At 54.7% G+C, this 22,129-nt stretch carries 23 protein-coding genes; 4 read left to right on the forward strand and 19 right to left on the reverse strand.

Translation table 11 applies throughout. The features are described from left to right. The 10 genes from Y71_RS24325 to Y71_RS24370 form a co-directional block, all read right to left on the reverse strand. Complete coding sequence (locus tag Y71_RS24325; RefSeq protein WP_007372816.1) at positions 1-1,146, reverse strand: lactonase family protein; 1,146 nt, start codon at positions 1,144-1,146, stop codon at positions 1-3. A 56-nt stretch (positions 1,147-1,202) separates the two neighbouring features. Further along, on the reverse strand, positions 1,203-1,943 hold the full coding sequence (dagF, locus tag Y71_RS24330; RefSeq protein WP_007372815.1) for a 2-dehydro-3-deoxy-phosphogluconate aldolase: 741 nt from the start codon (positions 1,941-1,943) through the stop codon (positions 1,203-1,205). After that, complete coding sequence (locus tag Y71_RS24335) at positions 1,940-3,055, reverse strand: DgaE family pyridoxal phosphate-dependent ammonia lyase (protein ID WP_007372814.1); 1,116 nt, start codon at positions 3,053-3,055, stop codon at positions 1,940-1,942. The genes dagF and Y71_RS24335 overlap by 4 nt, the downstream gene beginning before the upstream one ends. Then, positions 3,039-4,172 carry an amidohydrolase/deacetylase family metallohydrolase gene (locus Y71_RS24340; protein WP_007372813.1) on the reverse strand — a complete coding sequence of 378 codons (1,134 nt, stop codon included), beginning with the start codon at positions 4,170-4,172 and terminating at the stop codon, positions 3,039-3,041. The genes Y71_RS24335 and Y71_RS24340 overlap by 17 nt, the downstream gene beginning before the upstream one ends. A gap of 42 nt (positions 4,173-4,214) precedes the next feature. Next, on the reverse strand, positions 4,215-4,856 hold the full coding sequence (locus tag Y71_RS24345; RefSeq protein WP_007372812.1) for a DUF4310 family protein: 642 nt from the start codon (positions 4,854-4,856) through the stop codon (positions 4,215-4,217). A 9-nt stretch (positions 4,857-4,865) separates the two neighbouring features. After that, complete coding sequence (locus Y71_RS24350) at positions 4,866-5,642, reverse strand: DUF4311 domain-containing protein (protein ID WP_007372811.1); 777 nt, start codon at positions 5,640-5,642, stop codon at positions 4,866-4,868. 51 nt (positions 5,643-5,693) lie between these two features. Further along, entirely contained in the window at positions 5,694-5,990 is a 297-nt protein-coding gene (locus Y71_RS24355) for a DUF4312 family protein (RefSeq protein WP_007372810.1), read from the reverse strand. Between the two features lie 2 nt (positions 5,991-5,992). Further along, positions 5,993-6,355, reverse strand: coding sequence for an SFCGS family glycine-rich protein (locus tag Y71_RS24360; protein WP_007372809.1), 363 nt, complete (start codon positions 6,353-6,355; stop codon positions 5,993-5,995). A 10-nt stretch (positions 6,356-6,365) separates the two neighbouring features. After that, positions 6,366-6,704: a glycine dehydrogenase gene (locus tag Y71_RS24365; RefSeq protein ID WP_071532030.1), complete on the reverse strand. Its 339-nt coding sequence runs from the start codon at positions 6,702-6,704 to the stop codon at positions 6,366-6,368. A gap of 250 nt (positions 6,705-6,954) precedes the next feature. Next, a complete protein-coding gene (locus Y71_RS24370) occupies positions 6,955-7,848 on the reverse strand; it encodes a LysR family transcriptional regulator (protein ID WP_007372807.1) in 894 nt (297 codons plus the stop codon). Between the two features lie 107 nt (positions 7,849-7,955). Here Y71_RS24370 and Y71_RS24375 point away from each other — a divergent pair, with 107 nt between their 5' ends. Then, entirely contained in the window at positions 7,956-8,918 is a 963-nt protein-coding gene (locus tag Y71_RS24375; RefSeq protein WP_007372806.1) for a quinone oxidoreductase family protein, read from the forward strand. Between the two features lie 63 nt (positions 8,919-8,981). Here Y71_RS24375 and Y71_RS24380 read toward each other — a convergent pair whose 3' ends face one another. The 4 genes from Y71_RS24380 to pmbA all read right to left on the reverse strand — a co-directional run bounded on the left by Y71_RS24380 (position 8,982) and on the right by pmbA (position 13,008). Beyond that, positions 8,982-10,193, reverse strand: coding sequence for an MFS transporter (locus Y71_RS24380; RefSeq protein WP_035887022.1), 1,212 nt, complete (start codon positions 10,191-10,193; stop codon positions 8,982-8,984). Next, positions 10,190-10,432, reverse strand: coding sequence for a hypothetical protein (locus tag Y71_RS24385; RefSeq protein ID WP_007372804.1), 243 nt, complete (start codon positions 10,430-10,432; stop codon positions 10,190-10,192). Before Y71_RS24385 ends, Y71_RS24380 begins: the two co-directional genes overlap by 4 nt. 776 nt (positions 10,433-11,208) lie before the next feature. Next, positions 11,209-11,595: a cytochrome b562 gene (cybC, locus tag Y71_RS24390; protein WP_007372802.1), complete on the reverse strand. Its 387-nt coding sequence runs from the start codon at positions 11,593-11,595 to the stop codon at positions 11,209-11,211. Positions 11,596-11,655: 60 nt separating this feature from the next. After that, positions 11,656-13,008 (reverse strand): metalloprotease PmbA, encoded by a 1,353-nt coding sequence (gene pmbA / locus Y71_RS24395; protein ID WP_035887018.1) that lies wholly within the window; start codon positions 13,006-13,008, stop codon positions 11,656-11,658. A 95-nt stretch (positions 13,009-13,103) separates the two neighbouring features. Here pmbA and yjgA point away from each other — a divergent pair, with 95 nt between their 5' ends. Further along, entirely contained in the window at positions 13,104-13,658 is a 555-nt protein-coding gene (gene yjgA, locus Y71_RS24400; protein WP_007372800.1) for a ribosome biogenesis factor YjgA, read from the forward strand. Positions 13,659-13,947: 289 nt separating this feature from the next. Next, positions 13,948-15,156 (forward strand): aldose 1-epimerase family protein, encoded by a 1,209-nt coding sequence (locus tag Y71_RS24405; RefSeq protein WP_007372799.1) that lies wholly within the window; start codon positions 13,948-13,950, stop codon positions 15,154-15,156. A gap of 62 nt (positions 15,157-15,218) precedes the next feature. Here the strand turns inward: Y71_RS24405 and mpl are convergent, their stop codons facing one another. Continuing rightward, positions 15,219-16,601: a UDP-N-acetylmuramate:L-alanyl-gamma-D-glutamyl-meso-diaminopimelate ligase gene (gene mpl / locus Y71_RS24410; protein WP_007372798.1), complete on the reverse strand. Its 1,383-nt coding sequence runs from the start codon at positions 16,599-16,601 to the stop codon at positions 15,219-15,221. A gap of 276 nt (positions 16,602-16,877) precedes the next feature. Between mpl and fbp the strand changes: the two genes are divergently transcribed. Beyond that, on the forward strand, positions 16,878-17,876 hold the full coding sequence (gene fbp / locus Y71_RS24415) for a class 1 fructose-bisphosphatase (protein ID WP_007372797.1): 999 nt from the start codon (positions 16,878-16,880) through the stop codon (positions 17,874-17,876). Positions 17,877-17,921: 45 nt separating this feature from the next. On the opposite strand, the gene Y71_RS24420 is transcribed toward fbp, so the two are convergent. The 4 genes from Y71_RS24420 to ytfT all read right to left on the reverse strand — a co-directional run bounded on the left by Y71_RS24420 (position 17,922) and on the right by ytfT (position 22,117). Further along, a complete protein-coding gene (locus tag Y71_RS24420; protein WP_007372796.1) occupies positions 17,922-18,419 on the reverse strand; it encodes a DUF2569 domain-containing protein in 498 nt (165 codons plus the stop codon). Between the two features lie 13 nt (positions 18,420-18,432). Beyond that, a complete protein-coding gene (locus Y71_RS24425) occupies positions 18,433-19,998 on the reverse strand; it encodes a methyl-accepting chemotaxis protein (RefSeq protein WP_007372795.1) in 1,566 nt (521 codons plus the stop codon). Between the two features lie 111 nt (positions 19,999-20,109). Then, positions 20,110-21,108: a galactofuranose ABC transporter, permease protein YjfF gene (gene yjfF, locus Y71_RS24430; RefSeq protein WP_007372794.1), complete on the reverse strand. Its 999-nt coding sequence runs from the start codon at positions 21,106-21,108 to the stop codon at positions 20,110-20,112. After that, positions 21,095-22,117 (reverse strand): galactofuranose ABC transporter, ATP-binding protein YtfT, encoded by a 1,023-nt coding sequence (ytfT, locus tag Y71_RS24435; RefSeq protein WP_007372793.1) that lies wholly within the window; start codon positions 22,115-22,117, stop codon positions 21,095-21,097. The genes yjfF and ytfT overlap by 14 nt, the downstream gene beginning before the upstream one ends. Positions 22,118-22,129: the final 12 nt, after the last annotated feature.

Below are 22,129 nucleotides of genomic sequence, written 5' to 3' on the forward strand. Positions count from 1 at the left end.
TTAGTGAGAGGAAATGACCATCTGAGATGGGCTGCCCACCGGTGTGTAATCCGGCACAAAACTGAGCTTACCGTCCTTCGCAACGCGAAAACGGGTGATATTGTCGCTGCGTTGATTCATGACGTACAGCCAGCGCCCCTGTTTATCCAGCGTCAGCGAGCGCGGATAGTCGCCGCGCGTCCAGATATCATCCTGATGTGCCAGCGTGCCATCCGGCTGTACGCTAAAGTGCGCCACGCTGTTATGCAGACGGTTAGCCACATACAGTTGTTTTCCATCCCGGCTGAGTACCAGACCAGCGGCAAAGCTGGTGCCTTTGTACGTTGCTGGCAGTGCAGAGGTAGTTTTGCCCTCTTTCAGCGTTCCGGTTGCGCTGTCCAGCGTGTAATACGTCAACGTTGAAGCCTCTTCATTGATCAACCACAGCCCATCGCCTTTTGGCGTAAAGACAAAGTGACGCGGCCCGGCGCCTTTTGAAGACGCGTTGATAAAAGGTGGTTCGTTAGGCGTTAACTTGCCACTCTGCGCCTCCAGGCGGTACTGATAAATGCGATCCAGGCCCAGATCGGTTGAGAAGACAAATTTCCCTTGCGGATCGGCGGCAATCATATGCGCATGCGGGCCGTTATGATCGCTGATGGCAAAGCTGCCCCCCACGGCTGCTGCGGGTTTGGCGGCTCCCGGTTCGCCCTGATCCTGGTGGCTGTCCACCGCTTCGCCGAGGCTACCGTCAGCTTTTACCGGCAATACGGCAATCGAACCACTGACATAATTCGCCACCAGCAGATAGCGCCCATCCGGCGTCAGTGCCAGATAAACCGGCCCGGCACCGCCGGATGACACCTGGTTCAGTTCCTGCAATGCACCGTTATCGTCAATACGCAACGCCTGCACCACGCCCTTTTCCACTTCGCTGGCGACATACAACGTTTTGCCATCCTGCGAAACGGTAAGCTGCGCCGCATTCGGCAGCGTGCTGACCAGCGTTTTGTTTCCCAGCGCGCCGGATTGCGGGTCAACGGTAAAGCGGTAAACGCCTTCGCCGTTGGGGTTGTAGGTTCCCACCCAGGCGTACTGCGTCTGGGCTATGGCGCTGGTCGCCAGCAGGGAGAGTGAAGCAGCAAGCAGATGACGGGCAGTGTGCATGGTGGCTCCTTTATGGTGTGCGTTTCCCTCCCACAGGTTGCGGGAGGGCAAAATGTTTACTTCACTAACGCTTTGGTCATTGCCAGTAACTGGCGTACATCAGCCGGACGGGTATCACCGCTCGCTTTATCGATAATCGAGCTGTAGATATGCGGGATAATTTTGCTGACGCCCGCTTCCAGCGCGATGTGCAGGATTTCGCTGTAGTTCTCCAGATCGATACCGCCGGTCGGTTCCAGCCAGAAGTCATGGCGCGCACAGGCATCGGCAACCGCCTGAAATTCATCACGGCACTTCAGCCCGCCCATCGGGAAATATTTAATCGAGCTACCGCCCATATCCTTCAGCAGGGCAATGGCGGTTTCCACCGGCACAATACCGTCGGCCGTCTGGCTGCTGAGCGGCCCGGTAGAGATTTTCACCAATCCTGGCGTGCCGGTCGGCGAGACCAGACCGTTAACCACTGTTTCATTCTGCCCAAGCAGCGCGCGGCTGGTTGCCACGCCGGTAAACACCTGGTTGACGTGCTGCGGCTGTACGTCGCGGGAGATGGCGCTGACCATCGCCGACTGGTTCGGATCGCCCGCGCCAAGGCCGACAGAGAGCGCATTATCGATACGCGCTGCGTAGTCGCGCATATCCGCCACTGCCGACGCTACGTCCGGGTAATTTTTGGACAGCACGCCGACCAGCACATGACCTTCAGCCGCTTCATAGATGGCGCTGGCATTCTCTTTGTTTCCCGCCAGCACATTCAGGCAAACGCGATCGCGGTAAAAGTTCGGGGTCAGTTTCATGCGTGTTGCTCCTTCAATTCTTCGGCGATGCGGCGATAAACAATCGCCAGTTGCTCAGCGCTCACGCTGCGCACATCGGCTTCGATAATGCCTTCATTGGCTTTGTAGCCACGGAAATAGATGGCGTATTCACCCTGTTTCAGCGCGCTGACCAGTTCGCCGGTGGCGATGCCGGTTACCGCCTCATCAAACTTGATTTCGCTGCGGGCAATGTCGCGCCCTGCGCTGTCCCATACCACGCATGCGCTCACGCCTTGCAGCGTATTGAGCTGGTCGATAAACGGCGTCATCTTGGCGACCATCTCCGCCCCGCTCTCTTTGCGGGCGCTCAGATAGTGTTCGATGGCGCAAGTCAGGCCAAGAATGCCCTCTTTGCCGACTTTCATGGCGCGGCCAATGCCCGCCGTCTGGCGTTTCACCCACTCAACGTACTGGGTTTTGCCGATCACCAGCCCGCTGGTTGGCCCTTCGATGGCCTTCGCGCCGCTGTAAATCACCAAATCGGCCCCGGCGCGGTAATAGCATTGCAGATCCTCTTCCGCTGCGGCATCGACAATCAACGGCAGGTTATGCTTACGCGCCACCACCACCGCCTGCTCCACGCTGAGCATACTTTTTTGTACGCAGTGGTGTGATTTGATGTAGAGGATCGCGGCCGTGCGCGGCGAGATTGCCGCCGCCAGTTGATCGGCAGAGCATTCGTTGGCATAACCCGCTTCCACCACTTTCCCGCCGCCGAGCGCCACCATCGTGCCAACCGGTGCGCCGAAGTTCACGTTGTGACCGCGCGGCAGCACGATTTCGTTGTTCTCCATCACCGTGCTGTGCAGATTCTCCAGCAGCCAGTCGTTGTCGCGCACCAGCACCGCAGCAACGGATTGTGCAATCCCCGCTGAAGCGCAGGAGACAACGGTCGCCGCTTCAACGTCCAGCAGCTTCGCAATGTATTCGCCGGTTTTGTTCACCAGATCTTTCATTTCGAAGTAGTGATTCATGCCGCCAAGCACGGCTTCTACGACTTCCGGGCGCGGGGTGGAAACGCCCAGCGCAGTCATCCGACCGGAGGCGTTAATCACCTGTTTTAAATTGTACTTTTCATAAATCGAAGGCATGTTCTGCACTCCCTTGTTCGGTCAGATAGCCTTTGCCCGCGCGAATGGCGGCCAGCGGCGTGAGTAACTGTTCGGCCTGCAGGCTGTCGTTTTCCGCATCGGTGAACAGTACCGACTGGCGACGCAGGTCAAAAATAGTCAGATCGGCGTCGAAGCCGACGGCAAGGCGCCCTTTATGCTTCAGACGCAGGCCAGCGGCGGCGTGGTCAGTCACGCAGGCAATCACCTGCGGCAGCGACAGGCCAATGGCGAGGAATTTGGACATCACATTTGCCAGCGATCGTACCGGGCCGTCGATCCGGTTGCGGCAGTAGATATCGGAGCTGATGGTCTGCGGCAGAATGCCGAGGCTGATGGCCTGTCTGGCCACTGCAAAGCTGAAGCTGGCGCTGCCGTGCCCGACGTCAAGACGCACGCCGCGCGCAATGGCGCGCGCCACGGAAGCGCGTAATTCGCCACCCGGTGCCAGAATGCGGTTCGGTTTGCCGTTATAGCAGTGGGTAATGATGTCGCCGGAGGTCAGCAACTCCGCGATTTCATCGAGGTTCGGCGGGTTGTTGCCGATGTGTACCATCAACGGCAAATCGCCGTTGGCTTTCTGGATCGCCTTCGCGCGTTCCAGCGGCGTGATGCCGTTTTCGCCGACCACGCTGCTGCTCATGCGCGCTTTCAGGCCGACGATAAAATCCGGGTGGCGTTTCACCGCGTCATGTACCGCGTTCGCGTCGATATTAGCCATGTTAGCCAGCTCGTTCTGGGCAATCAGCCCGACGCGGGAGATATTCAGCAGCGCATACACTTCGGTCGCCGCCTCGCGGGTAATGGCATAAAAATCATCGACATCATCAGCACCGGTACTGCCTGCATCAATCACCGTCGTCACGCCGGTGTTGATGCCGACGCTGTCCGGTTCATCATGGTAAATCGGCGAATTCGGGTAGCAGTGCACGTGGGAATCAATCCACCCGGCGCTGACATAGTGTTCGCCGTGCAGATCGAGCGTTTTAACCGCCGGGCCGTTTATCTCGCCCAGCGCGGCGATTTTCCCTGCCTTGATGGCGATATCCGTCAGCGTATCGTCAACCAGACGCGCCCGGCGCAGGAGTAAATCAAACATGCGAATCTCCAGTAATAACGGGCGCCGCAGCGCCCGTAGGGTTCAGAGGGCGACCGGGAAGATGGAGCCCAGCAGCATAGCGCCGAGGATCGCGCCGCCCGTAATCGGTTTCTGCCAGAGGTAGAACAGCAAAGCACCAACCAGCGAACCAATACCAATAGGAATGGAAGCGGTCATCGCGCTGAGGATAATCAGCGGCCCAAGGAAGCGGCCGGATGCGTTACCCGCGCCCATCATCACATCTGCGCCGTAGGTGGAATCGCTCTGGTTGATGGTGAACTTACGCGCCAGGATGATCAGGTAACCAATGGCCAGGCCAAGTACCAGGCCGGTTGCCAGCGAGGCGACAAAGTTTTCCACCGGGAAGAGGATCCCCGCGCCCAGTAACAGCGCCGGAACACCGAGGCCGACACCGGTCTGGATTGCGCCGCCGATATCAAGGATACCGACCAGCGAACCTTCGATAATGCGGGCGAACAGGAAGCTGGCGCCAAACGCAGCGACCGCGCCGTATACGCCGGTGTCCATGCCGGAACGCAGCATCGAGACAAACGCCACTTCGTTAAACGCGCCGATGCCGTACAGGTAGTACATATGTGTCCCGGCGAATACGCCGGAAGAGAGCAGGCCAACAAAGATCGGGAACGACCAGTCGGCGTACCAAAACCCTTTATTCTGTTCCATTTCGCTTCCTTATTTGCCGCTGAGCGAGTTGTGGATGAACTCCAGCCAGTTCGGCGCGCTCAGGTGGAAAGACTCGATCATTTTCAGATCGAAGCCGCGGAAGAACGCGCTCAGCACAAACAGCGCGACAATGGCCGTCATCATCACTTTGGTGACGCGATTCCAGCCGCTCTCTTCCACACCTTTACCAATCAGAATGCCCAGTACCAGGCCCGGTACGGCGTTGCCCATAATCAGCTGCGCCGCGCCGCCAAAGACGGTCGCCCAGAAACCCGATTTTTTGCCTGCGTCGATGGCTGCCAGCCAGAAGATCACCGGCATGACGGTGTTCACCAGCAGGTTGGCCGCCGGAACCAGCACTTTAACGGCGGTGACCTGCAAGGCCGCCGGAACGGAGGACGCCGTCAGGTTAAGGAAGGTGACGACCACCATGCCAATCAGGCCGCAGGCAATCGCCATCTTTTTCGGATCGTGCAGGGTTTCGCCGACGTTACGGTTTTTCACCATCAACGCCGCCGCGCCCCAGTTCGGAATGATGCGGTGGTCAACGTCCTGGGTAAAAGAACCCGCCGCAACGGACGAGGCCCAGGCGTTAAAGAAGAAGCCTAAGCCGAATGAGAAATGCGATGCGGGATCGCCTTCGCAGGAGTTCAGTTCGCCCAGTGTACGAAATGCGCCCATCCCTTGAGTGGTCGGCGCATGGAACATGCGTGCAGCCCCCGCGCCAACACCGACGCCAACCAGGCCGCCGATGATGAGCGATTTTATTAGTATGATTAAGAACATCAGTCTGCCCTCTTCTACCCAGCGGAGGTGATTCACCGGGTATGCGTTGAGTTATTTCGTGACGAAATCCACTTTATTGAGATTGATGGCGGTCACGTTGACGGTGACGTCCAGCTCCACGCTGTACGTCCGTCTTTCCCGACGCAGAAAGAGAAATAAAAACGCCTCTTTCCGTATCGTTTCCTGCGCATGAACAACCTGCACATCCTGTGGCTCGATACGCAGTAAAATCTGCGGCGACGCTTTCATCACCGCGGCCTGAACCTGGTTCAGCGCATCCGCGAAGGCGCGCGCTTTCGCCTCGCCTTTTCCCTTAACCCTGACCGTGGTGGTGAACTGTTCTTTCATGGTTATGCGCCGTATTTTTTCTGCCACGCCTGCACCAGGCGCTCGCCTAATTCTTCTTTGTCCATAAAACCAAAGCCGAGAACATTGCAGCCCTCATTAATGGCGGTAACGCCCTCTTCCACGGAGCGCATACCATATTTGGCTTTATAGCCGTGTTTGTTCTGCGCGGTGATGGCACCCGCGCCGCCACTGCCGCAAAACGAAATACCGAAGGTGGCGTTTTCTGATTTCATCACGTCACCCAGTTTCATATCCGCCGCGACACCCGGCACCACCACGGCGCGGCCGCCCGCTTTTTCAACGCCAGCTGCGACTTTCTGGCCTTTGCCAAGACGATCGCCAATCACTACGGTAATTTGTTCCATTTTTTGCTCCTCAGAGGTTTTCTTTTGCCACTTCGAAGTGCACCGACAGCAGCCAGGCTTCTTCTTCCGGAAGATTGCCAAACGCTGCCACCACTTCACGGGCCAGGTTCATTGATTCAGGCGAGATTTCATCAAACAGGCTGGCATCCACTTCCGGCAGCGGTTCGCCGGTCACCGACCGGTGCGCCATCGCGCGAACATGGGAGGTCAGCATCTGCTGCTGTACCGCATTCGGCGTAATGCCGTGATTGCTCAGCAGCGCATAGACCTGCGTCAACATGCGCCCGGCAAGGGAGGCTGTTTGCTCCGCCCGATCTTGGGCATCGTTCATTACCGCTCCGTTATTCACTCGTCGTACCCCATTCATCTCGTTGAGATAAAACTAACGTTGCGGGTTACGAGTTTGTAGCGAGGAGTTTTCCACTTCAAAGTGGAAAGGGAAAAGGCGTTAGTGATCTGCGCCACATAAATCGTCAGGGAAGAGATATATCACTGCGCAGGCATCACAGATTGACGCAAAAGAAGCGGAAAAACGTCCCTCATGGAGCAGAAAAAAACGCGGAAGCCGAAGGGAAAAGCGTGAGCACAATAAGGTTTTCTTATTGCTGATCCGCCTTCAGTTCACGCAGAAGATGATCGGTGAAAGAGGCGACCAGTGGTTGCAGCGGACGGCCAGGCAAACGCAGCAGATGCATCGGTCTTGGCGGCGGCAGCCACTCTGGCAGCACTCTGCACAGCCGACCGGCGTCAATGTCCCGTTGCAGCGTGATAAAAGCATGCTGCACAATCCCCAGCCCGCTGAGCGCCGCCTGGCGCAACGCCTCACCGGAGTCGACCATCAGCCGGGGCGCGATCGCAATCTCCTGCGTGCCGGATGGCCCTTCCAGTTGCCAGCGATGATCCGAGCGCCACTGGCTGAAGCTGACGCAGTGATGGTGCTTTAGCTCGTCCGGCGAACCGGGCACACCGTGGCGAGCCAGATAGTCCGGCGAGGCTGCAAGTAACATGCGATACGGCGGAAGGGGAATGGCAACGCTACCGTCATCGTTAATGGCACCGATCCGAATCGCCAACTGAAAGCGCTCTTCAATTAGCGAGACTTTACGGTCGCTGAGCACCATCTCCGCATTCACGCCCGGATAATGCTGCAAAAAACGCGACAGGATCGGCGTCAGCACCCGATTCCCCCAGGCAACCGGCGCGCTGATGCGCAGCAACCCGGAGACATTTTCATACAACTCGCTTGCCAGCCCATCCGCGTCACGCACCGTGGCAAGAATTTGCAGCCCATACTGGTAGAAACGCTGGCCCGCATCCGTTAACCCCTGGCGCCGCGTGGTGCGATGCAGCAACTGACAGCCCGTTCGTAGCTCCAGCTCGCGCACGTGTTTGCCCACCATCGCGGGCGTGATCCCCAGCGTTTCTGCCGCCGCCGTAAAGCTGCCGCGGGTCACCGTCGTGACAAACGATTCAACGCATTTCAAATAATCCATTTTTCGCCATTCCAAATTTTTAGTATCAAATGAAGATAATAAACCCGCATTTATCCTCGTATAGCGGCGAGAAATAATAATGTGGTTATCATCTGCGGGATTTTTTCATGATGCAATCGCTGGTTTTTGATCAATTTGGTTCCCCCGAAGTGCTGTGGTTGCGCACCAGCCCTGCGCCGGAACCGGGCGAAGGCGAACTGTTGGTGGAGGTTTCCGCCGCCGGGCTGAACTTTGCCGATATCTATCGTCGCCAGGGGCGTTATCCGCTGGCGGGAACGGCGCCGTGGGTTGCCGGTTACGAAGGCGCGGGGCGCGTGCTCAATGTCGGCGGCGGCGTGGAAGGCTGGCAGGTGGGCGATCGCGTCGGCTTTGCCGATGTTCCGCTGGCGCATGCCAGCCATATTCTGGTGCCGCAGGATCATGCTATTCGCCTGAGTGACTGGATTTCGGAAGCGGAAGCCGCATCGATATTGTTACAGGGCTTAACGGCGGATTATCTGTTGCATGACATCTTACTTGTTGAACCGGGCATGCATGTTGCGGTGCTGGCGGCAGCGGGCGGTGTTGGCAATCTGCTGACGCAAATGCTGGTGGCGCGCGGTGTGCATGTTTTCGCTGTCGCCTCCAGTAAAAGCAAACAGGCCGCCTGCCTGAACAATGGTGCCGAGGTCGCGACCGATTATTACGGCTGGTCAGAACAGGTACGCGCCTGGCATTCATCAGGCTGCGATATCGTTTTTGATTCGGTGGGCAGCACGCTGCTGGAAAGTCTGCAGAGCCTGAAAGATGGCGGCCGGGTGGTGCTCTTTGGTATGTCTGGTGGCAAGATCCCGGCCTTTGATCCAACCGGATTGCTACTGAAATCCGCCGGCGTTATCGGCGCCGATCTCTGGACGTACCTTACCTCGCAACAAGAAAGACAGCGCCGCGCAGATAGGCTGTTTGCGCTATTGAAAGCCGGGGATATCACGTTACCCACGGTGACATCATTTCCGCTGTCCCGCGGTAAAGAGGCGCATAGCCTGCTGGAGAACCGGTTGTTTAGCGGCAAGGTAATGTTGATTCCGTAATCGGCGGGATCAACATACCGGATGGCGGCTTCGCTCCAGGGAATGGGCGCTCTGCGATAAACATTATGCTGTCGCAGGCGCCAGCCTGCGCGATAACGCAATCCCGGCATAAAACAGCGCAAAACAGAATACGCTCACCAGTATCAACACGACGGGTACGTCCGTTGGAGGCATAAACGCAAGCAGCACGCCTGTCACTGCCGGATTTACCGCTCCGCCAAGGCTGCCCATGTTCTGAAATGAGAAATAAAAGGCTCTCTCTGCAGGTGGCGCAATCTGGTCAATGACCCGATATTGCAACGGGGCAAAAATAATCTCGCCGAACGAGAAAAAAAACATTCCCGCGATCCAGACGACCCGGCTTTCACCGGCGACGCTGAAGATAAATAACCCCACTACCAGGCATATTGTCCCTGCCAGGAATCCCATGGCGAATGAGTACTTACTCATGAGATTGCCAGTAATGTACTGGAACAACACAACCGTAATCGCGTTGGTGGTAATCAGAACAGAGACAATATTCCCCACGGTTACCGCATCATGATTCACCATCAGAATTTGTGAAATACAACTGGCAAACCGCTCAAACACGAAAGAGGCAAGGAAAATAGCCAGCGTGAAAACCAAAAGAATAATAAGCCGCTGTTTATCACGCGCGGATGTATGCAATGAAGGAGACGCCGCGGCTAACGGCTGTGTTCTCATCGTCAAACCCGCCGTCGCGACAATGGCCAGCATGCCCAGGATGGCAGATAAAAGAAAAGGGAAATAGACATGATTTCCCACCAGCCAGGCGCCGATTAATGGCCCAACCATCCAGCCGATGTTGATAAACGTATAGTTCAGGGAAAAAACGCGGGTTTTCTCCTCATCACTGAAATGGTCAGAAATAAAGCACTTAATGATCGTGGAATATAATGCGTAGCAGCAGGTTATCAACGTAAAGCAGATAACAAAAACAGCCGCAGAGTAGAAATACCCGAGAATTAAAAATGAGAAGGAAAAAATAAGCAGCGATAATGTCAATAATAATTTATGGCTGAAAAGGTTAGCCAACTTTCCACTGACGATACTCAATAAAATCCCGACAACAATGGCCAGTGTGAGTATGTTGCCGGTATTAAGGATAGACATTCCCAACTGGTTATGTAAAAACAGCGGCAAAAACGGGAGAGTCACGCCTCTCCCGACTGTCGCAATAAAAGACCCAGTCACCAGCATTGCAATATTACGTCTGCCGGTGAGCGGATAATCTATGGCATTTTCGTTAATCAATGGAGTAACTCCAGTTCCATCTCCTGTTGAACCTGCGCAAAAAAACCGCACAGATCGTTTTCCAGCATCTGATGGTTCGGATAAATAACCTGTTCGTTCAATGGCACGCCGGAATGAATATCAGCAAGCCAGCGGAATATATTGTTTCCAGAGACATTGTTATAAAGGACAGGCATATAGCCACCCATAATTCTCGGGTTAACTTCGACAAGCACCGGTCCTGATTTCATCAGGATCAATTCAATATCGATCCTCCGGGGTTGAATGATTCCAGCTTGACATAAAGATGAGAATTGAACTGCCGGTCTTTAAGAATCTCCATCAATGGCGTATTGCCAATTGAATCCGTGATATCACCTGTCATAGGTATTTAATCCATCAAATTGTCACAAAAATAATACAGCCAGCCACCATAAGCCAGCCACCATAAGCCAGCCACCATAAGCCAGCCTTATAAGGCTATGCCCCAAATTAATAACAGTCAATCAACAGGCACTACTGCTCAAATAATCGCCTCATTGTTTTTATACATATTTTTCATGTGGTTACAATAAAATCACTTATAGACAACAAATGATAACAGTGACAATCAGATAAAAATTAGAATGTATTTTTATAACCGTGCAAAAAGACAGGATATTCAACCAGACAGAGTCTGGCGAATAAGTTTTATTGTTCATATTGCGATTACAGCGAAATATTGTTTGCAACGCAGAGATCCCTTCATGGAATTATTCTAATCTTTGTATTCGGCATTTGTGATAATTTCATCGCGTTAAAATAAGGCAAATAATCTTCACCTATGATACTGCATAAGTAATATTCCGGTGTGTTTTCTGGAATATTTCGGATAACGATTTAATATGACAAGAAATAGAGCCATCAAATGTGGTCATTATCGGCTAAATACGGAAAGGCATACGGGGGATAAAAAAGTGTCTCTGTGACGGGGATAAGGGGGAAAACCGCTGTCTCTCCCCCTGAGTAATGCTTTATACGTATTGCTCAAAGCCGATTAACGGTACTTCTTGTGATAGGTGTTGCGCGTGTCAGCAAACCCTTTCGCTGCCGCCTGCGCTTCTTTCACTTTGCCTTCGTTGGCCAGCTTCAGCGCACCGTCAATTTGACCCACCAGGATATCAAAACCGTGCCGGAAATCTTTCATCTCGGCGCTGTCCGGCGCTTTGCCTTCCAGCTTCGGCGGTGTGGCTTTTTGTGCATCCAGCGCAGCGGTACGCATTTTGGTTAACGCATCTTTCATTTCGGTGGCGTCACTGGTTTTCTGCACCACTTTGAGATTTTCGTTGAGGGTATCCATATCATCACCGAGATCGGCGGCAAACACCGTCGAACCAACAAACAATGACGACACAGCAAGGATCGCTAACAGATTTTTACGCATTGCTCACTTCCTTTTTATTATTCACGCTTAAGGCGCACTGCTTTGCGCCACGGAGTAATGTTATTGTCCGGCGATTTTCATCTCCGGTAACAACACTGAACCACACTGAATGTTACTGCGCTGTTCAATATCGTCACCGATGGTAACAATATTGCGCCACATCTCTTTTAAGTTGCCAGCGATGGTAATTTCGCTCACCGGATACTGAATTTCACCATTTTCTACCCAGAAACCGGAAGCACCACGGGAATAATCGCCGGTAATACCGCTCACGCCCTGGCCCATCAGTTCGGTCACCACCAGACCGGTGCCCATCTCTTTCAGCATCTGCTCAAAGCTCAGGCCCCGCCCGGCAATGCGCCAGTTGTGAATACCACCAGCGTGGCCGGTGCTTTTCAACCCCAGTTTACGCGCGGAATAGTTGGTCAGCAGCCACTGCATCAATACGCCATCTTTGATGATATCGCGGCGTTCGGTACGCACGCCTTCACTGTCGAACGGCGTCGAAGCCAGCCCTTTACGCAGGTGCGGATGCTCTTCAATGGTCAGCCATTCCGGCAGGATCTGTTTGCCGAGATAGTCGAGCAGGAAAGTCGATTTACGGTACACCGCGCCGCCGGCGATCGCGCCGACCAGATGACCAAACAGCCCGGTTGCCACTTCATGACCGAAAATTACCGGCGCTTTCATGGTCGGCAGCTTACGCGGCGAAAGGCGCGACAGCGTGCGCTTAGCGCACTCATCGCCGACCCACTCCGGCGTTTTCAGATCGTTGATATCACGACCAATGGTGTACGCGTAATCGCGCTCCATTTCGCCGTTCTCTTCGGCAATCACGCAGCTCGACAGCGAATGGCGGGTGGAGCAGTAGCTTTGCAGCATACCGTGACTGTTACCGAAAACTTTGATGCCGTAGTGGCTGTTGAAGCTGCCGCCTTCGGTATTGGTGATGCGTTTGTCCGCTTTCAGCGCGGTTTGTTCAGCACGAGCCGCCCATTCAATCGCCTCATCCGGCGTCACTTCCGCCGGGTGGAAAAGATCGAGATCCGGCGCGTCGAAGGCCAGCAGCTCTTTGTCTGCCACGCCCGCGTAAGGATCCGGCGAGGTGTAGCGGGCAATATCCAGCGCGGCCTGCACCGTACGGGCGATGGCATCCGGGCTGAGATCGGTGGATGATGCGCTGCCTTTGCGGTTCTGGTGATAAACGGTGATCCCCAGCGCGCCGTCGCTGTTAAATTCTACATTCTCCACTTCACCGTAGCGTGTGCTGACGCCGATCCCGGTGGTTTTGCTGACCGCCACTTCCGCACCGTCCGCTTTCCCGGAGGCCAGCTCCAGTGCTGTGGAAACCGCTTCTTCCAGCGTTTTGCGTTGTTGTGCAACTTGTGTGATTACTTTCATCGCCAATGCCATAATTAAGGGAGAGAATCTTTGAAGTCTAACAGAGAACCGTTTTTCAGTGCGCGCCTTAACTGGTAACATTAGCCTCTTTTTTTAAGGAGCCTGAGATGACAAAGCAGCCCGACGACTGGCTCGACGACGTGCCCGGTGATGATATTGAAGACGAAGATGATGAGATCATCTGGGTCAGTAAAAGTGAAATTAAGCGCGATGCTGAAGAGTTAAAGCAGCTTGGCGCGGAAATGGTAGATCTGGGGAAAAACGCGCTGGATAAGCTCCCGCTCGACCAGGATCTGCGTGACGCCATTGAACTGGCGCAGCGCATCAAAAAAGAGGGCCGCCGCCGCCAGCTACAGCTGATCGGTAAACTGCTGCGTCAACGCGACGTGGAACCTATCCGCCAGGCGCTGGATAAGCTGAAAAACCGTCACAACCAGCAGGTGGCGTTTTTCCATAAGCTGGAGCAGCTTCGCGATCGTCTGATCGAAGAGGGCGACGATGCGGTGCCGGATGTGCTGAACCTGTGGCCGGACGCCGATCGCCAGCAACTGCGTTCGCTTATCCGCAATGCGCAGAAAGAGAAAGAAGGCAACAAACCGCCAAAATCCGCGCGGTTGATTTTCCAGTATCTGCGCGAACTGGCCGAAACCAGCGAGCAGTAATCGCCCGATAATCCCCCTCTCCGCCAGGAGAGGGATTTTTCCCCGCTTTTTTATCGCCTTTATAAATAACGCCCGTTTAGCTGAATCGTTAAAGCTAAAATCATCACCGGTCACAAATTTACTACCGTTATACGTTTCATTGCTCTCATAAATGGGATCAATATTCGCTTTTCATACATCATTCTGCGCTGTTTTTCACCAGATGAATCGGATCACATTTTATCCACTGCGCAAAACGTAGATTTTCGCTGTGGTGACGATAATCGATTCAGCTAAAAAGGATGGAATGATGAAAAAGAGAGTAATACTTTCCGCTCTGGCACTGCTTATCTCTGGCCCTGCGATGGCGAAAACCTGGGTGCTGACAAGTGCTGAAGGCGGAACAGAACAAGGAAACTGGCGAATCACCAGCGATCAGCTGAACATCAAAGATCAGCAGTTCAGCATTGAGCAGGTGGTACTGCACGGTGGCAAGCAGGAAGGCAGTAAAGTCATTAAACTGAGCAGCAAAAACGGCCTCACCATTGCCCTTAGCCCGACGCGCGGCATGAATTTGCTTTACGCCGACGGTTTTGGCGTACATCTGGGCTGGAATTCGCCGGTTAAAGAGGTAGTCAACCCGGCATTTATTAACCTCGAAAGCCGTAACGGACTGGGCTGGCTGGAAGGTTTCAACGAGATGGTGGTGCGCTGCGGTTATGAATGGACTGGTCATCCGGTCACCGCTGACGGGCAGATTTATACCCTGCACGGCAAAGTGGGCAACACGCCGGCATCCCAGGTTTCGGTGGATGTCAGCGAAACAGCGCCTTATGAAATCCGTATTCGCGGGCTGGTAAAAGAGAGCGCATTTAAAAAAGTGGATCTGCAAACGCAGACGGAACTGCGCTATATTCCTGGCAGCAACAGTTTCAGCCTGCATGATGTGCTGACCAACCATGCGGATTACCCACACGACTATCAAATTATCTATCACAGCAACTTCAGCAAACCGATTCTCGAACAGGGCGCGCGTTTTATTACGCCATATGAAAATGTCAGCCCCTTCAATGACTATGCCAAAGGCGGCCTGAAAGAGTGGCAAACCTACGCCGGGCCGACCAAAGGCTTCGATGAGATGGTGTTTAATATCAAACCGTTAGCCGATGCCAGCAAACAGACGGTGGCTGCGCTGGTGAACAAAGCGGGCGATATAGGGGTGGCAATTAGCTATAACACCGAACAACTGCCAGTGCTGACGATGTGGAAAAACACCGATACGGAAAAACAGGGCTATGTCACCGGGATTGAGCCGGGCACCAGCTATGCGTATCCGGTGACCATTGAACGCGCGCAAAAACGCGTAAAACAGCTGCAACCGGGCCAGAGTACACGCTTCGATCTGACTTACACCCTGCTGCATAGCAGCAGCCAGGTGGCTGACATAGAGAAACGAGTGAAAGAGATTCAGGGCAGCAAAACGCCACAAACTATCGACACGCCGATGGCAAAAGAGTAATCCACAGCCATAAAAAAAACCGCGCTGGTTTCCCGGCGCGGTTTTTTTATTTCAGCCAGCCGTCAGAGCTTTTCCGCTTCGGCCTCAGCTTTTTTCGCTAAGCCATCAAGCAGCTTCTGGTGAATGCCGCCGAAACCGCCGTTGCTCATCACCAGGATATGATCGCCAGGCTGCGCGGTTTTGATGATCATCTCCGCCAGCGTATCGACATCCGCGCTCCAGTGAGCAGGCTGCACGCAGGCATCCGCCACTTCCGCAACCTGCCACGGAATATGCTGCGGTTGCAGCAGAAAGACTTCATCGGCGCGTCCCAGCGATGGCGCCAGATCGTCTTTGCAGATGCCCATTTTCATCGTGTTGGAGCGCGGTTCCAGCACGGCGATGATTTTCGCCGTGCCGCCGACTTTGCCGCGCAGCGCGGCCAGCGTGGCGAGGATCGCCGTCGGGTGATGCGCGAAATCGTCATACACCGTTACGCCGTTCGCTTCCCCGCGCAGCTCCAGACGACGGCGGGCATTGATAAACGAGCCCAGCGCACTGGCGGCATCCGCCGGTGCAACGCCAACATGGCGCGCAGCGGCAATGGCCATCAAACCGTTGTGCATGTTGTGCTCGCCCACCAGCCCCCAGTTCACCTGCCCGACACATGCGCCGTCCAGCCATACTTCCCAGCTTGAGGCATCGGTGGTCAGTTTCTTCGCCTGCCAGTGGCCCTGTTCGCCCACCAGTTCCTGCTCGCTCCAGCAGCCCATCGCCATGGTCTGCTTCAGGTTGATGTCGTTTTCTGGCCAGATGATTTTCCCCTGCCCCGGCACGATGCGTACCAGGTGGTGGAACTGCTTCTGAATCGCCTTCAGGTCATCAAAAATATCCGCATGATCGAATTCAAGGTTATTCAGAATCAGCGTGCGCGGGCAGTAATGAACGAATTTGGAACGCTTGTCGAAGAACGCGCAGTCATACTCATCGGCTTCAATGACGAAGAAAGGGCTGTCGCCCAGACGCGCAGAAACCTCAAAGTTCCCCGGAACGCCACCAATGACAAAGCCCGGCTTGTAGCCACAGGCTTCGAGGATCCAGGTTGCCATCCCGGCGGTGGTGGTTTTGCCGTGCGTACCGGCAACGGCAACGACCCAGCGATCGCGCAGAACAAAGTCATGCAGCCACTGCGGGCCGGACATAAACGGAATGTTTTTCTCCAGCACCGCTTCCACGCATGGATTACCGCGCTTCATGACGTTGCCGATAATCACCAAATCCGGTGCAGGATCGAGCTGGCTTGCGTCATAACCTTCAATTAGCTCAATACCTTGCTTTTCAAGCAGCGTGCTCATCGGCGGGTAAATATTGGCGTCGGAGCCCGTCACCTGATGTCCCAGCGAACGCGCCAGCAAGGCCAGGCCGCCCATGAAAGTGCCACAAATCCCCAAAATATGAATGCGCATACGTTTTTATCCTTTCCAAAACTGGCGCACATTTTACGCATATGTTTAACGTCTGAGAAATGCATTTCAGGATAATCCCCATACTGCTGGCGCGATTCACCTGAGCACGGACTTTTGAATCTTTGTTAGTATTGTTGTATGTCCGTCGCGTTTTCGACTTCGAAAGCGCTGGCTGTTAAGGTTCAGGCTGTTTACTATCCGGAACTTGCTGTCGCCAGCAACCTGAAACCTTCAGGACAAGATCGCTTTACTCCATATACATGCAGGGAAAGTGTTATGAAAACGTTAGGTGAATTTATTGTCGAAAAGCAGCACGAGTTCTCACACGCCACCGGTGAATTAACTGCTTTGCTGTCGGCGATAAAACTGGGCGCCAAGATCATTCATCGCGATATCAATAAGGCCGGTCTGGTCGATATCCTGGGTGCAAGCGGTGCTGAAAACGTCCAGGGCGAGGAGCAACAAAAACTCGACCTGTTCGCAAACGAAAAACTGAAAGCTGCACTTCGCGCACGCGATATCGTGGCCGGTATCGCTTCTGAAGAAGAGGACGAAATTGTCGTTTTCGAAGGTTGTGAACACGCCAAATACGTGGTGCTGATGGATCCTCTTGATGGCTCATCGAACATCGACGTTAACGTCTCTGTCGGGACCATTTTCTCTATTTACCGCCGCGTTACTCCTGTCGGCACGCCGGTTACGGAAGAAGACTTCCTGCAACCGGGCAACAAACAGGTTGCTGCGGGCTACGTGGTCTACGGCTCGTCCACCATGCTGGTTTACACCACCGGCTGCGGTGTTCACGCCTTTACATACGATCCATCACTCGGCGTTTTCTGCCTGTGCCAGGAGCGTATGAAGTTCCCGGAGCGTGGCAATACCTACTCCATCAACGAAGGTAACTACATCAAATTCCCGCAGGGCGTGAAAAAGTACCTGAAGTTCTGCCAGGAAGAGGATAAAGCGACCAACCGTCCGTATACCACGCGCTATATCGGCTCGCTGGTCGCGGATTTCCACCGCAACCTGCTGAAAGGCGGCATCTACCTCTACCCAAGCACCGCAAGCCACCCGCAAGGGAAGCTTCGCCTGCTGTATGAGTGCAATCCGATGGCGTTCCTCGCTGAACAAGCGGGCGGCAAAGCGAGCGACGGGAAAGAGCGCATTCTGGATATTCAACCGGAAAGCCTGCACCAGCGCCGTCCGTTCTTCGTCGGCAATGAGCACATGGTTGATGATGTAGAACGTTTTATGCGTGAATTCCCGGACGCGTAAGCGCAGGGAAAGAGGAATAAAGCGCCACATTTGTGGCGCTTTTTTTTAGCGCACGAAAGTCCGTTTAACGCGCCCGGAGATGAGGAAATACGGCACCCAAATCGCTGCGCTTATCGCATTGCGAATCAACGCTTTCACCGTTTCGAAGACGAACGGCAGCCCGATAAGGTAGTGCGCCAGCAATAAATCAACACCGTAAAAAACCAGCCAAATCAGCAGGAAACCAATGTAAAAGCGCGGAAGCTGACGCTTTTTACGAAAGAACAGGCCGCAAACAAACAGCGTATAAGCGAACATGGCGATATAGAAAACCAGTTCGTAAATCAGCAGCGCTTTCGGCCCTGTGCCGATGACACTGTAGTGCTCCATCAACACTTTGGTGGTGGTGTTAATCGAGACAATGATCGCAATCAGCGACACCAGCAGGCCAATCGCCGGTACAAACAACCAGCCGCGGATCTTTTTAAACTCGCGCTCTTCGCACACCGCGCAGTAATCGCTGTCTTTCAGCGCTTCGTTATCACATTGAATACAAACACCCATTTCCCTTCCTTGATTATCCCTGGGTTTGCAGGCGGAATGATGCCATCGCTTGCAACAGCTCGCGCGCCTGCTCTTCCAGCGAACGGGTCGCGGCAGACGATTGTTGTACCAGCGCCGCATTCTGCTGCGCGGTTTCATCCATCTGACTGACCGCTATATTGACCTGCTCAATGCCCCGGCTCTGCTCCTGCGATGCGTTGGCGATTTCGCGCATCAGTTTGGTCATACGCAGCACTTCTTCGGCGATTTCATCCATCGTTTCACCCGCCTGCATCGCCAGATCGCTGCCTTCAGAGACCTGCGCCTGCGAGCTGCTGATAAGCTGGCGGATCTCTTTCGCCGATTCGGCGCTGCGGCTGGCAAGATTACGCACCTCCCCGGCCACCACCGCGAAACCACGCCCCTGCTCTCCCGCACGCGCCGCTTCGACCGCGGCGTTCAACGCAAGGATATTGGTCTGGAAGGCAATGGCGTCAATCACGCTGAGAATATCGGCGATGCGATCGGAACTGCTGGAGATATCGCGCATTTTTTCAATCACATAGCACACCATTTCGCTGCCGCGATCGGCGGTATCGGAAACGGTTTTAGCCAGTTTATGCGCCTGTTCGGCGTTGTCGGCGTTCAGTTTCACCGTGGCGGTGATCTGCTCCATGCTGGCAGCCGTTTGTTCAAGCGATGTCGCCGTTGATTCCGTGCGTTGCGACAGATCGACGTTGCCAGCGGCCAGTTCACGGCTGCCGGTATCGATTTGCGCGCTGGCATCGCGAACGCGGGTAACGGAGCTTATCAGCGAGTGACGCATCTCTTCGATGGCCGCGTTCAGACGGTTAAACTCTTTACTGCTCGCCTCGGCTTTAACTGCGATCAAATCGCCAGCCGCAACCTGTTCAAGCTGTTCGATCGAACGATCCAGCGGTTTCAGCAGCATATGGCGCAGCGCCAGCCAGGCCAGCACGATAATCCCGGCCACCAGCAGCGCCACCACCAGAATCAGCAACATCACAGCACGTTTGCTGCTCTGTACGGCGTCCACTTCCGCTCTGCCGCGAGCTTCGCCCCACTTCTGGAAGGCTTGCATATCGTTATCGAACTGGCGGGAGATGGGGATCAGTTTGTTTTCCAGTAAATCGTAGTAGGCATCCGCACTTTGCTGATTCAGCGCATCCTGCATCGGTTTAATGCCCTGGTTCACGTAATCGCCGTAGCTTTTCGCCACCTGGGCAAGCAGTGCGGAACCCTGCTCATCATCCACACCGGAGGCGATCACGTCACTGAGAGACTGTTCGCCCTGCGCGATTTCGCCGTTGATCTGCTTCACGGATTTCGCCGCGTCATCCAGCAGCCCCACTTCCATCATCCGCACCGCCTGGCCAGCTTCGTTACGCGCCCGCAAAATCAGCGTGTACCCCTCGCTCAGGCGCGCCATTTTTTGGCCCTGAAGTTGATTAATTCGCTCCAGCGACGAGGAGCTTTTATTGAGTGCATACACCCCGATGCCGCTGACCAGCAGCAGCAGAAGCGTCATAACAGCCAGCAAAGAAAGTAAACCAGTACGGATCGAAAGCGTTTTAAGCATGATGTGAATTCCGGTAGCAGCGATACTTTTTGGCGTAAATTAAGCCCATTTCGTCAGTTATCGACCGCTACCGGATTTACTTTAGGAGAAAGTAATTATTTCAATATGTTATTACTTTATTGCCGTTGTGTTAACGCGTGTGACAGGAGAGCTTTGACGGTTCTCCCACAGCACGGTCAGGCCACGTTGCAACGCGATAAAAATAAACAACAGGATGCCGATGGCGATTTTCGTCCACCACGAGCTGAGCGTCCCATCGAAGTTAATATAGGTCTGGATCAACCCCTGAATCGCCACGCCAAACAGCGTTCCCAGCACCGTACCCACGCCGCCGCTGAGCAGTGTCCCGCCGATGACCACCGAGGCAATGGCGTCCAGTTCCACACCTACGCCCGCCAGCGCGTAACCAGCCTGGGTATAAATCGAGAAGACAATGCCCGCCAGCGTCGCAAGGCCGGTAGAAAGCATATAGATGCGAATGGTGGTGCCGCGGGTGGAGATCCCCATCAGGTTCGCCGACGTCGCATTGCCGCCAACGGCATACACTTCATTGCCAAAACGGGTGCGGTGAGCGAGGAAAATCCCCATGACCACCACCAGCAACATTAATAATCCCATAGCGCTCAACCGCCCGCCGCCAGGGATCATCCACGCAAGGCTGGAGAGTGAATCATAGATCGGGTGATTAATCGGAATCGACTCTTCCGAAAGCAGGTAGCTGACGCCACGCAGGAAGAACATCCCCGCGAGAGTAATGATAAATGCCGGGATTTTTAACGCGTCGATCAGTAGCCCCATAAACGCGCCGAAAGCGCAGCCCATCAGTAAAATAATCGGGAAAGCGAGCAGCGGCGAAATTCCCCAGTCACCGATCGCTTTTGCCAGAAAGACACCGCTGAAGGCGATCACCGAGCCGACGGATAAATCGATACCTCCGGAGAGGATCACGAAGGTCATACCAACGGCAATGATTCCCAGAAAAGCGTTATCCGTCAGGATATTGCAAATCACACGCGTCGAGGCGAAACCGGGAAACTGCGTCAGGCAGTAGAGATAACCGAGCACAAACACGCCTAACGTTATCATCAGCGGCAAATTACGTTTTATCATGACCGCGTACTCCTTTAATCAGCGCGATAAAGCGCGGCGACTGGACAATCAGTACGCACATCACCACCACCGCTTTTACGACCTGGTTGAGTTCCGGCTGGAAACCGGAGAGCAAAATCCCGGTATTCATACCCTGAATAATCAGCGCGCCAATCACCGAGAGTACAAGGTTAAAGCGCCCGCCCATTAACGAACCACCGCCAATGACCACCGCCAGAATGGCATCCAGTTCCAGCCACAGCCCGGCGTTATTGGCATCTGCGCCGCGAATATCCGCCGCGACGATCACCCCGGCGATAGCTGCGCACACGCCACTCAATACGTAGGTCAGCATCACCACGACGCGCGTATTCACCCCGGCGTTTTTTGCCGCGCGAATATTAATCCCTGCCGCTTCAATAAACATGCCGAGCGCCGTTTTACGGGTAAACAACCAGAACAGCACCAGCGTGAGCAGCGCGATAATCACCGGCGTCGGGAACAGCAACAGCGATCCACTGCCGATCCACGCCAGTGACGGCGCGTTAAAAGTGACGATCTGCCCGGAGGTGATTAGCTGCGCCACGCCGCGCCCTGCCACCATCAGGATCAGCGTGGCAACAAAAGGCTGGATCTTGAGGATCGCCACCAGAATGCCGTTCCACAATCCGGCCAACACGCCGGTGCCCAGCGCGGCCAGCAGCACCACCGTCAGGCTGTGCCCGGAGACGGTGAGCGATGCCGCCGTTGCACCCGCAATCGCCATTACTGCGCCAACAGAAAGATCGATGCCGCCGGTAGCGATCACCAGCGTCATACCAATCGCCAGCAACGCGACGGGCGCCGCGCGGTTAAGAATGTCGATCGGGCTGCCGAACAGGCGACCATCCTGCAGCACCACCTGATAAAAATGGGGCGCGACCAGGCTGTCCACCACCAGAACCAGCACCAGCGCGATAAGCTGGGGCGTTCCGGTGGGCCAGTTAAAGCGGCGCTTCGGCTGCCCGGTTTGACCCACAGTTTGAGGCATCACACTCTACTC

This window comes from Kosakonia radicincitans DSM 16656 (assembly GCF_000280495.2).
GTDB classification, from domain to species: Bacteria; Pseudomonadota; Gammaproteobacteria; order Enterobacterales; family Enterobacteriaceae; genus Kosakonia; species Kosakonia radicincitans.

What these genes read in the sequence shown, in the direction of transcription:
- Y71_RS24350 (WP_007372811.1), bottom strand. Translation starts at nt 5,642, where the DNA reads ATGTTCTTAATCATACTAATAAAATCGCTCATCATCGGCGGCCTGGTT.
- Y71_RS24405 (WP_007372799.1), top strand. Translation starts at nt 13,948, where the DNA reads ATGAAAAAGAGAGTAATACTTTCCGCTCTGGCACTGCTTATCTCTGGC.
- Y71_RS24335 (WP_007372814.1), bottom strand. Translation starts at nt 3,055, where the DNA reads ATGCCTTCGATTTATGAAAAGTACAATTTAAAACAGGTGATTAACGCC.
- mpl (WP_007372798.1), bottom strand. Translation starts at nt 16,601, where the DNA reads ATGCGCATTCATATTTTGGGGATTTGTGGCACTTTCATGGGCGGCCTG.
- Y71_RS24360 (WP_007372809.1), bottom strand. Translation starts at nt 6,355, where the DNA reads ATGGAACAAATTACCGTAGTGATTGGCGATCGTCTTGGCAAAGGCCAG.
- Y71_RS24420 (WP_007372796.1), bottom strand. Translation starts at nt 18,419, where the DNA reads ATGGGTGTTTGTATTCAATGTGATAACGAAGCGCTGAAAGACAGCGAT.
- yjgA (WP_007372800.1), top strand. Translation starts at nt 13,104, where the DNA reads ATGACAAAGCAGCCCGACGACTGGCTCGACGACGTGCCCGGTGATGAT.
- Y71_RS24325 (WP_007372816.1), bottom strand. Translation starts at nt 1,146, where the DNA reads ATGCACACTGCCCGTCATCTGCTTGCTGCTTCACTCTCCCTGCTGGCG.
- ytfT (WP_007372793.1), bottom strand. Translation starts at nt 22,117, where the DNA reads ATGCCTCAAACTGTGGGTCAAACCGGGCAGCCGAAGCGCCGCTTTAAC.
- cybC (WP_007372802.1), bottom strand. Translation starts at nt 11,595, where the DNA reads ATGCGTAAAAATCTGTTAGCGATCCTTGCTGTGTCGTCATTGTTTGTT.
- yjfF (WP_007372794.1), bottom strand. Translation starts at nt 21,108, where the DNA reads ATGATAAAACGTAATTTGCCGCTGATGATAACGTTAGGCGTGTTTGTG.
- dagF (WP_007372815.1), bottom strand. Translation starts at nt 1,943, where the DNA reads ATGAAACTGACCCCGAACTTTTACCGCGATCGCGTTTGCCTGAATGTG.
- Y71_RS24370 (WP_007372807.1), bottom strand. Translation starts at nt 7,848, where the DNA reads ATGGATTATTTGAAATGCGTTGAATCGTTTGTCACGACGGTGACCCGC.
- Y71_RS24340 (WP_007372813.1), bottom strand. Translation starts at nt 4,172, where the DNA reads ATGTTTGATTTACTCCTGCGCCGGGCGCGTCTGGTTGACGATACGCTG.
- Y71_RS24375 (WP_007372806.1), top strand. Translation starts at nt 7,956, where the DNA reads ATGATGCAATCGCTGGTTTTTGATCAATTTGGTTCCCCCGAAGTGCTG.
- Y71_RS24425 (WP_007372795.1), bottom strand. Translation starts at nt 19,998, where the DNA reads ATGCTTAAAACGCTTTCGATCCGTACTGGTTTACTTTCTTTGCTGGCT.
- Y71_RS24355 (WP_007372810.1), bottom strand. Translation starts at nt 5,990, where the DNA reads ATGAAAGAACAGTTCACCACCACGGTCAGGGTTAAGGGAAAAGGCGAG.
- pmbA (WP_035887018.1), bottom strand. Translation starts at nt 13,008, where the DNA reads ATGGCATTGGCGATGAAAGTAATCACACAAGTTGCACAACAACGCAAA.
- Y71_RS24345 (WP_007372812.1), bottom strand. Translation starts at nt 4,856, where the DNA reads ATGGAACAGAATAAAGGGTTTTGGTACGCCGACTGGTCGTTCCCGATC.
- fbp (WP_007372797.1), top strand. Translation starts at nt 16,878, where the DNA reads ATGAAAACGTTAGGTGAATTTATTGTCGAAAAGCAGCACGAGTTCTCA.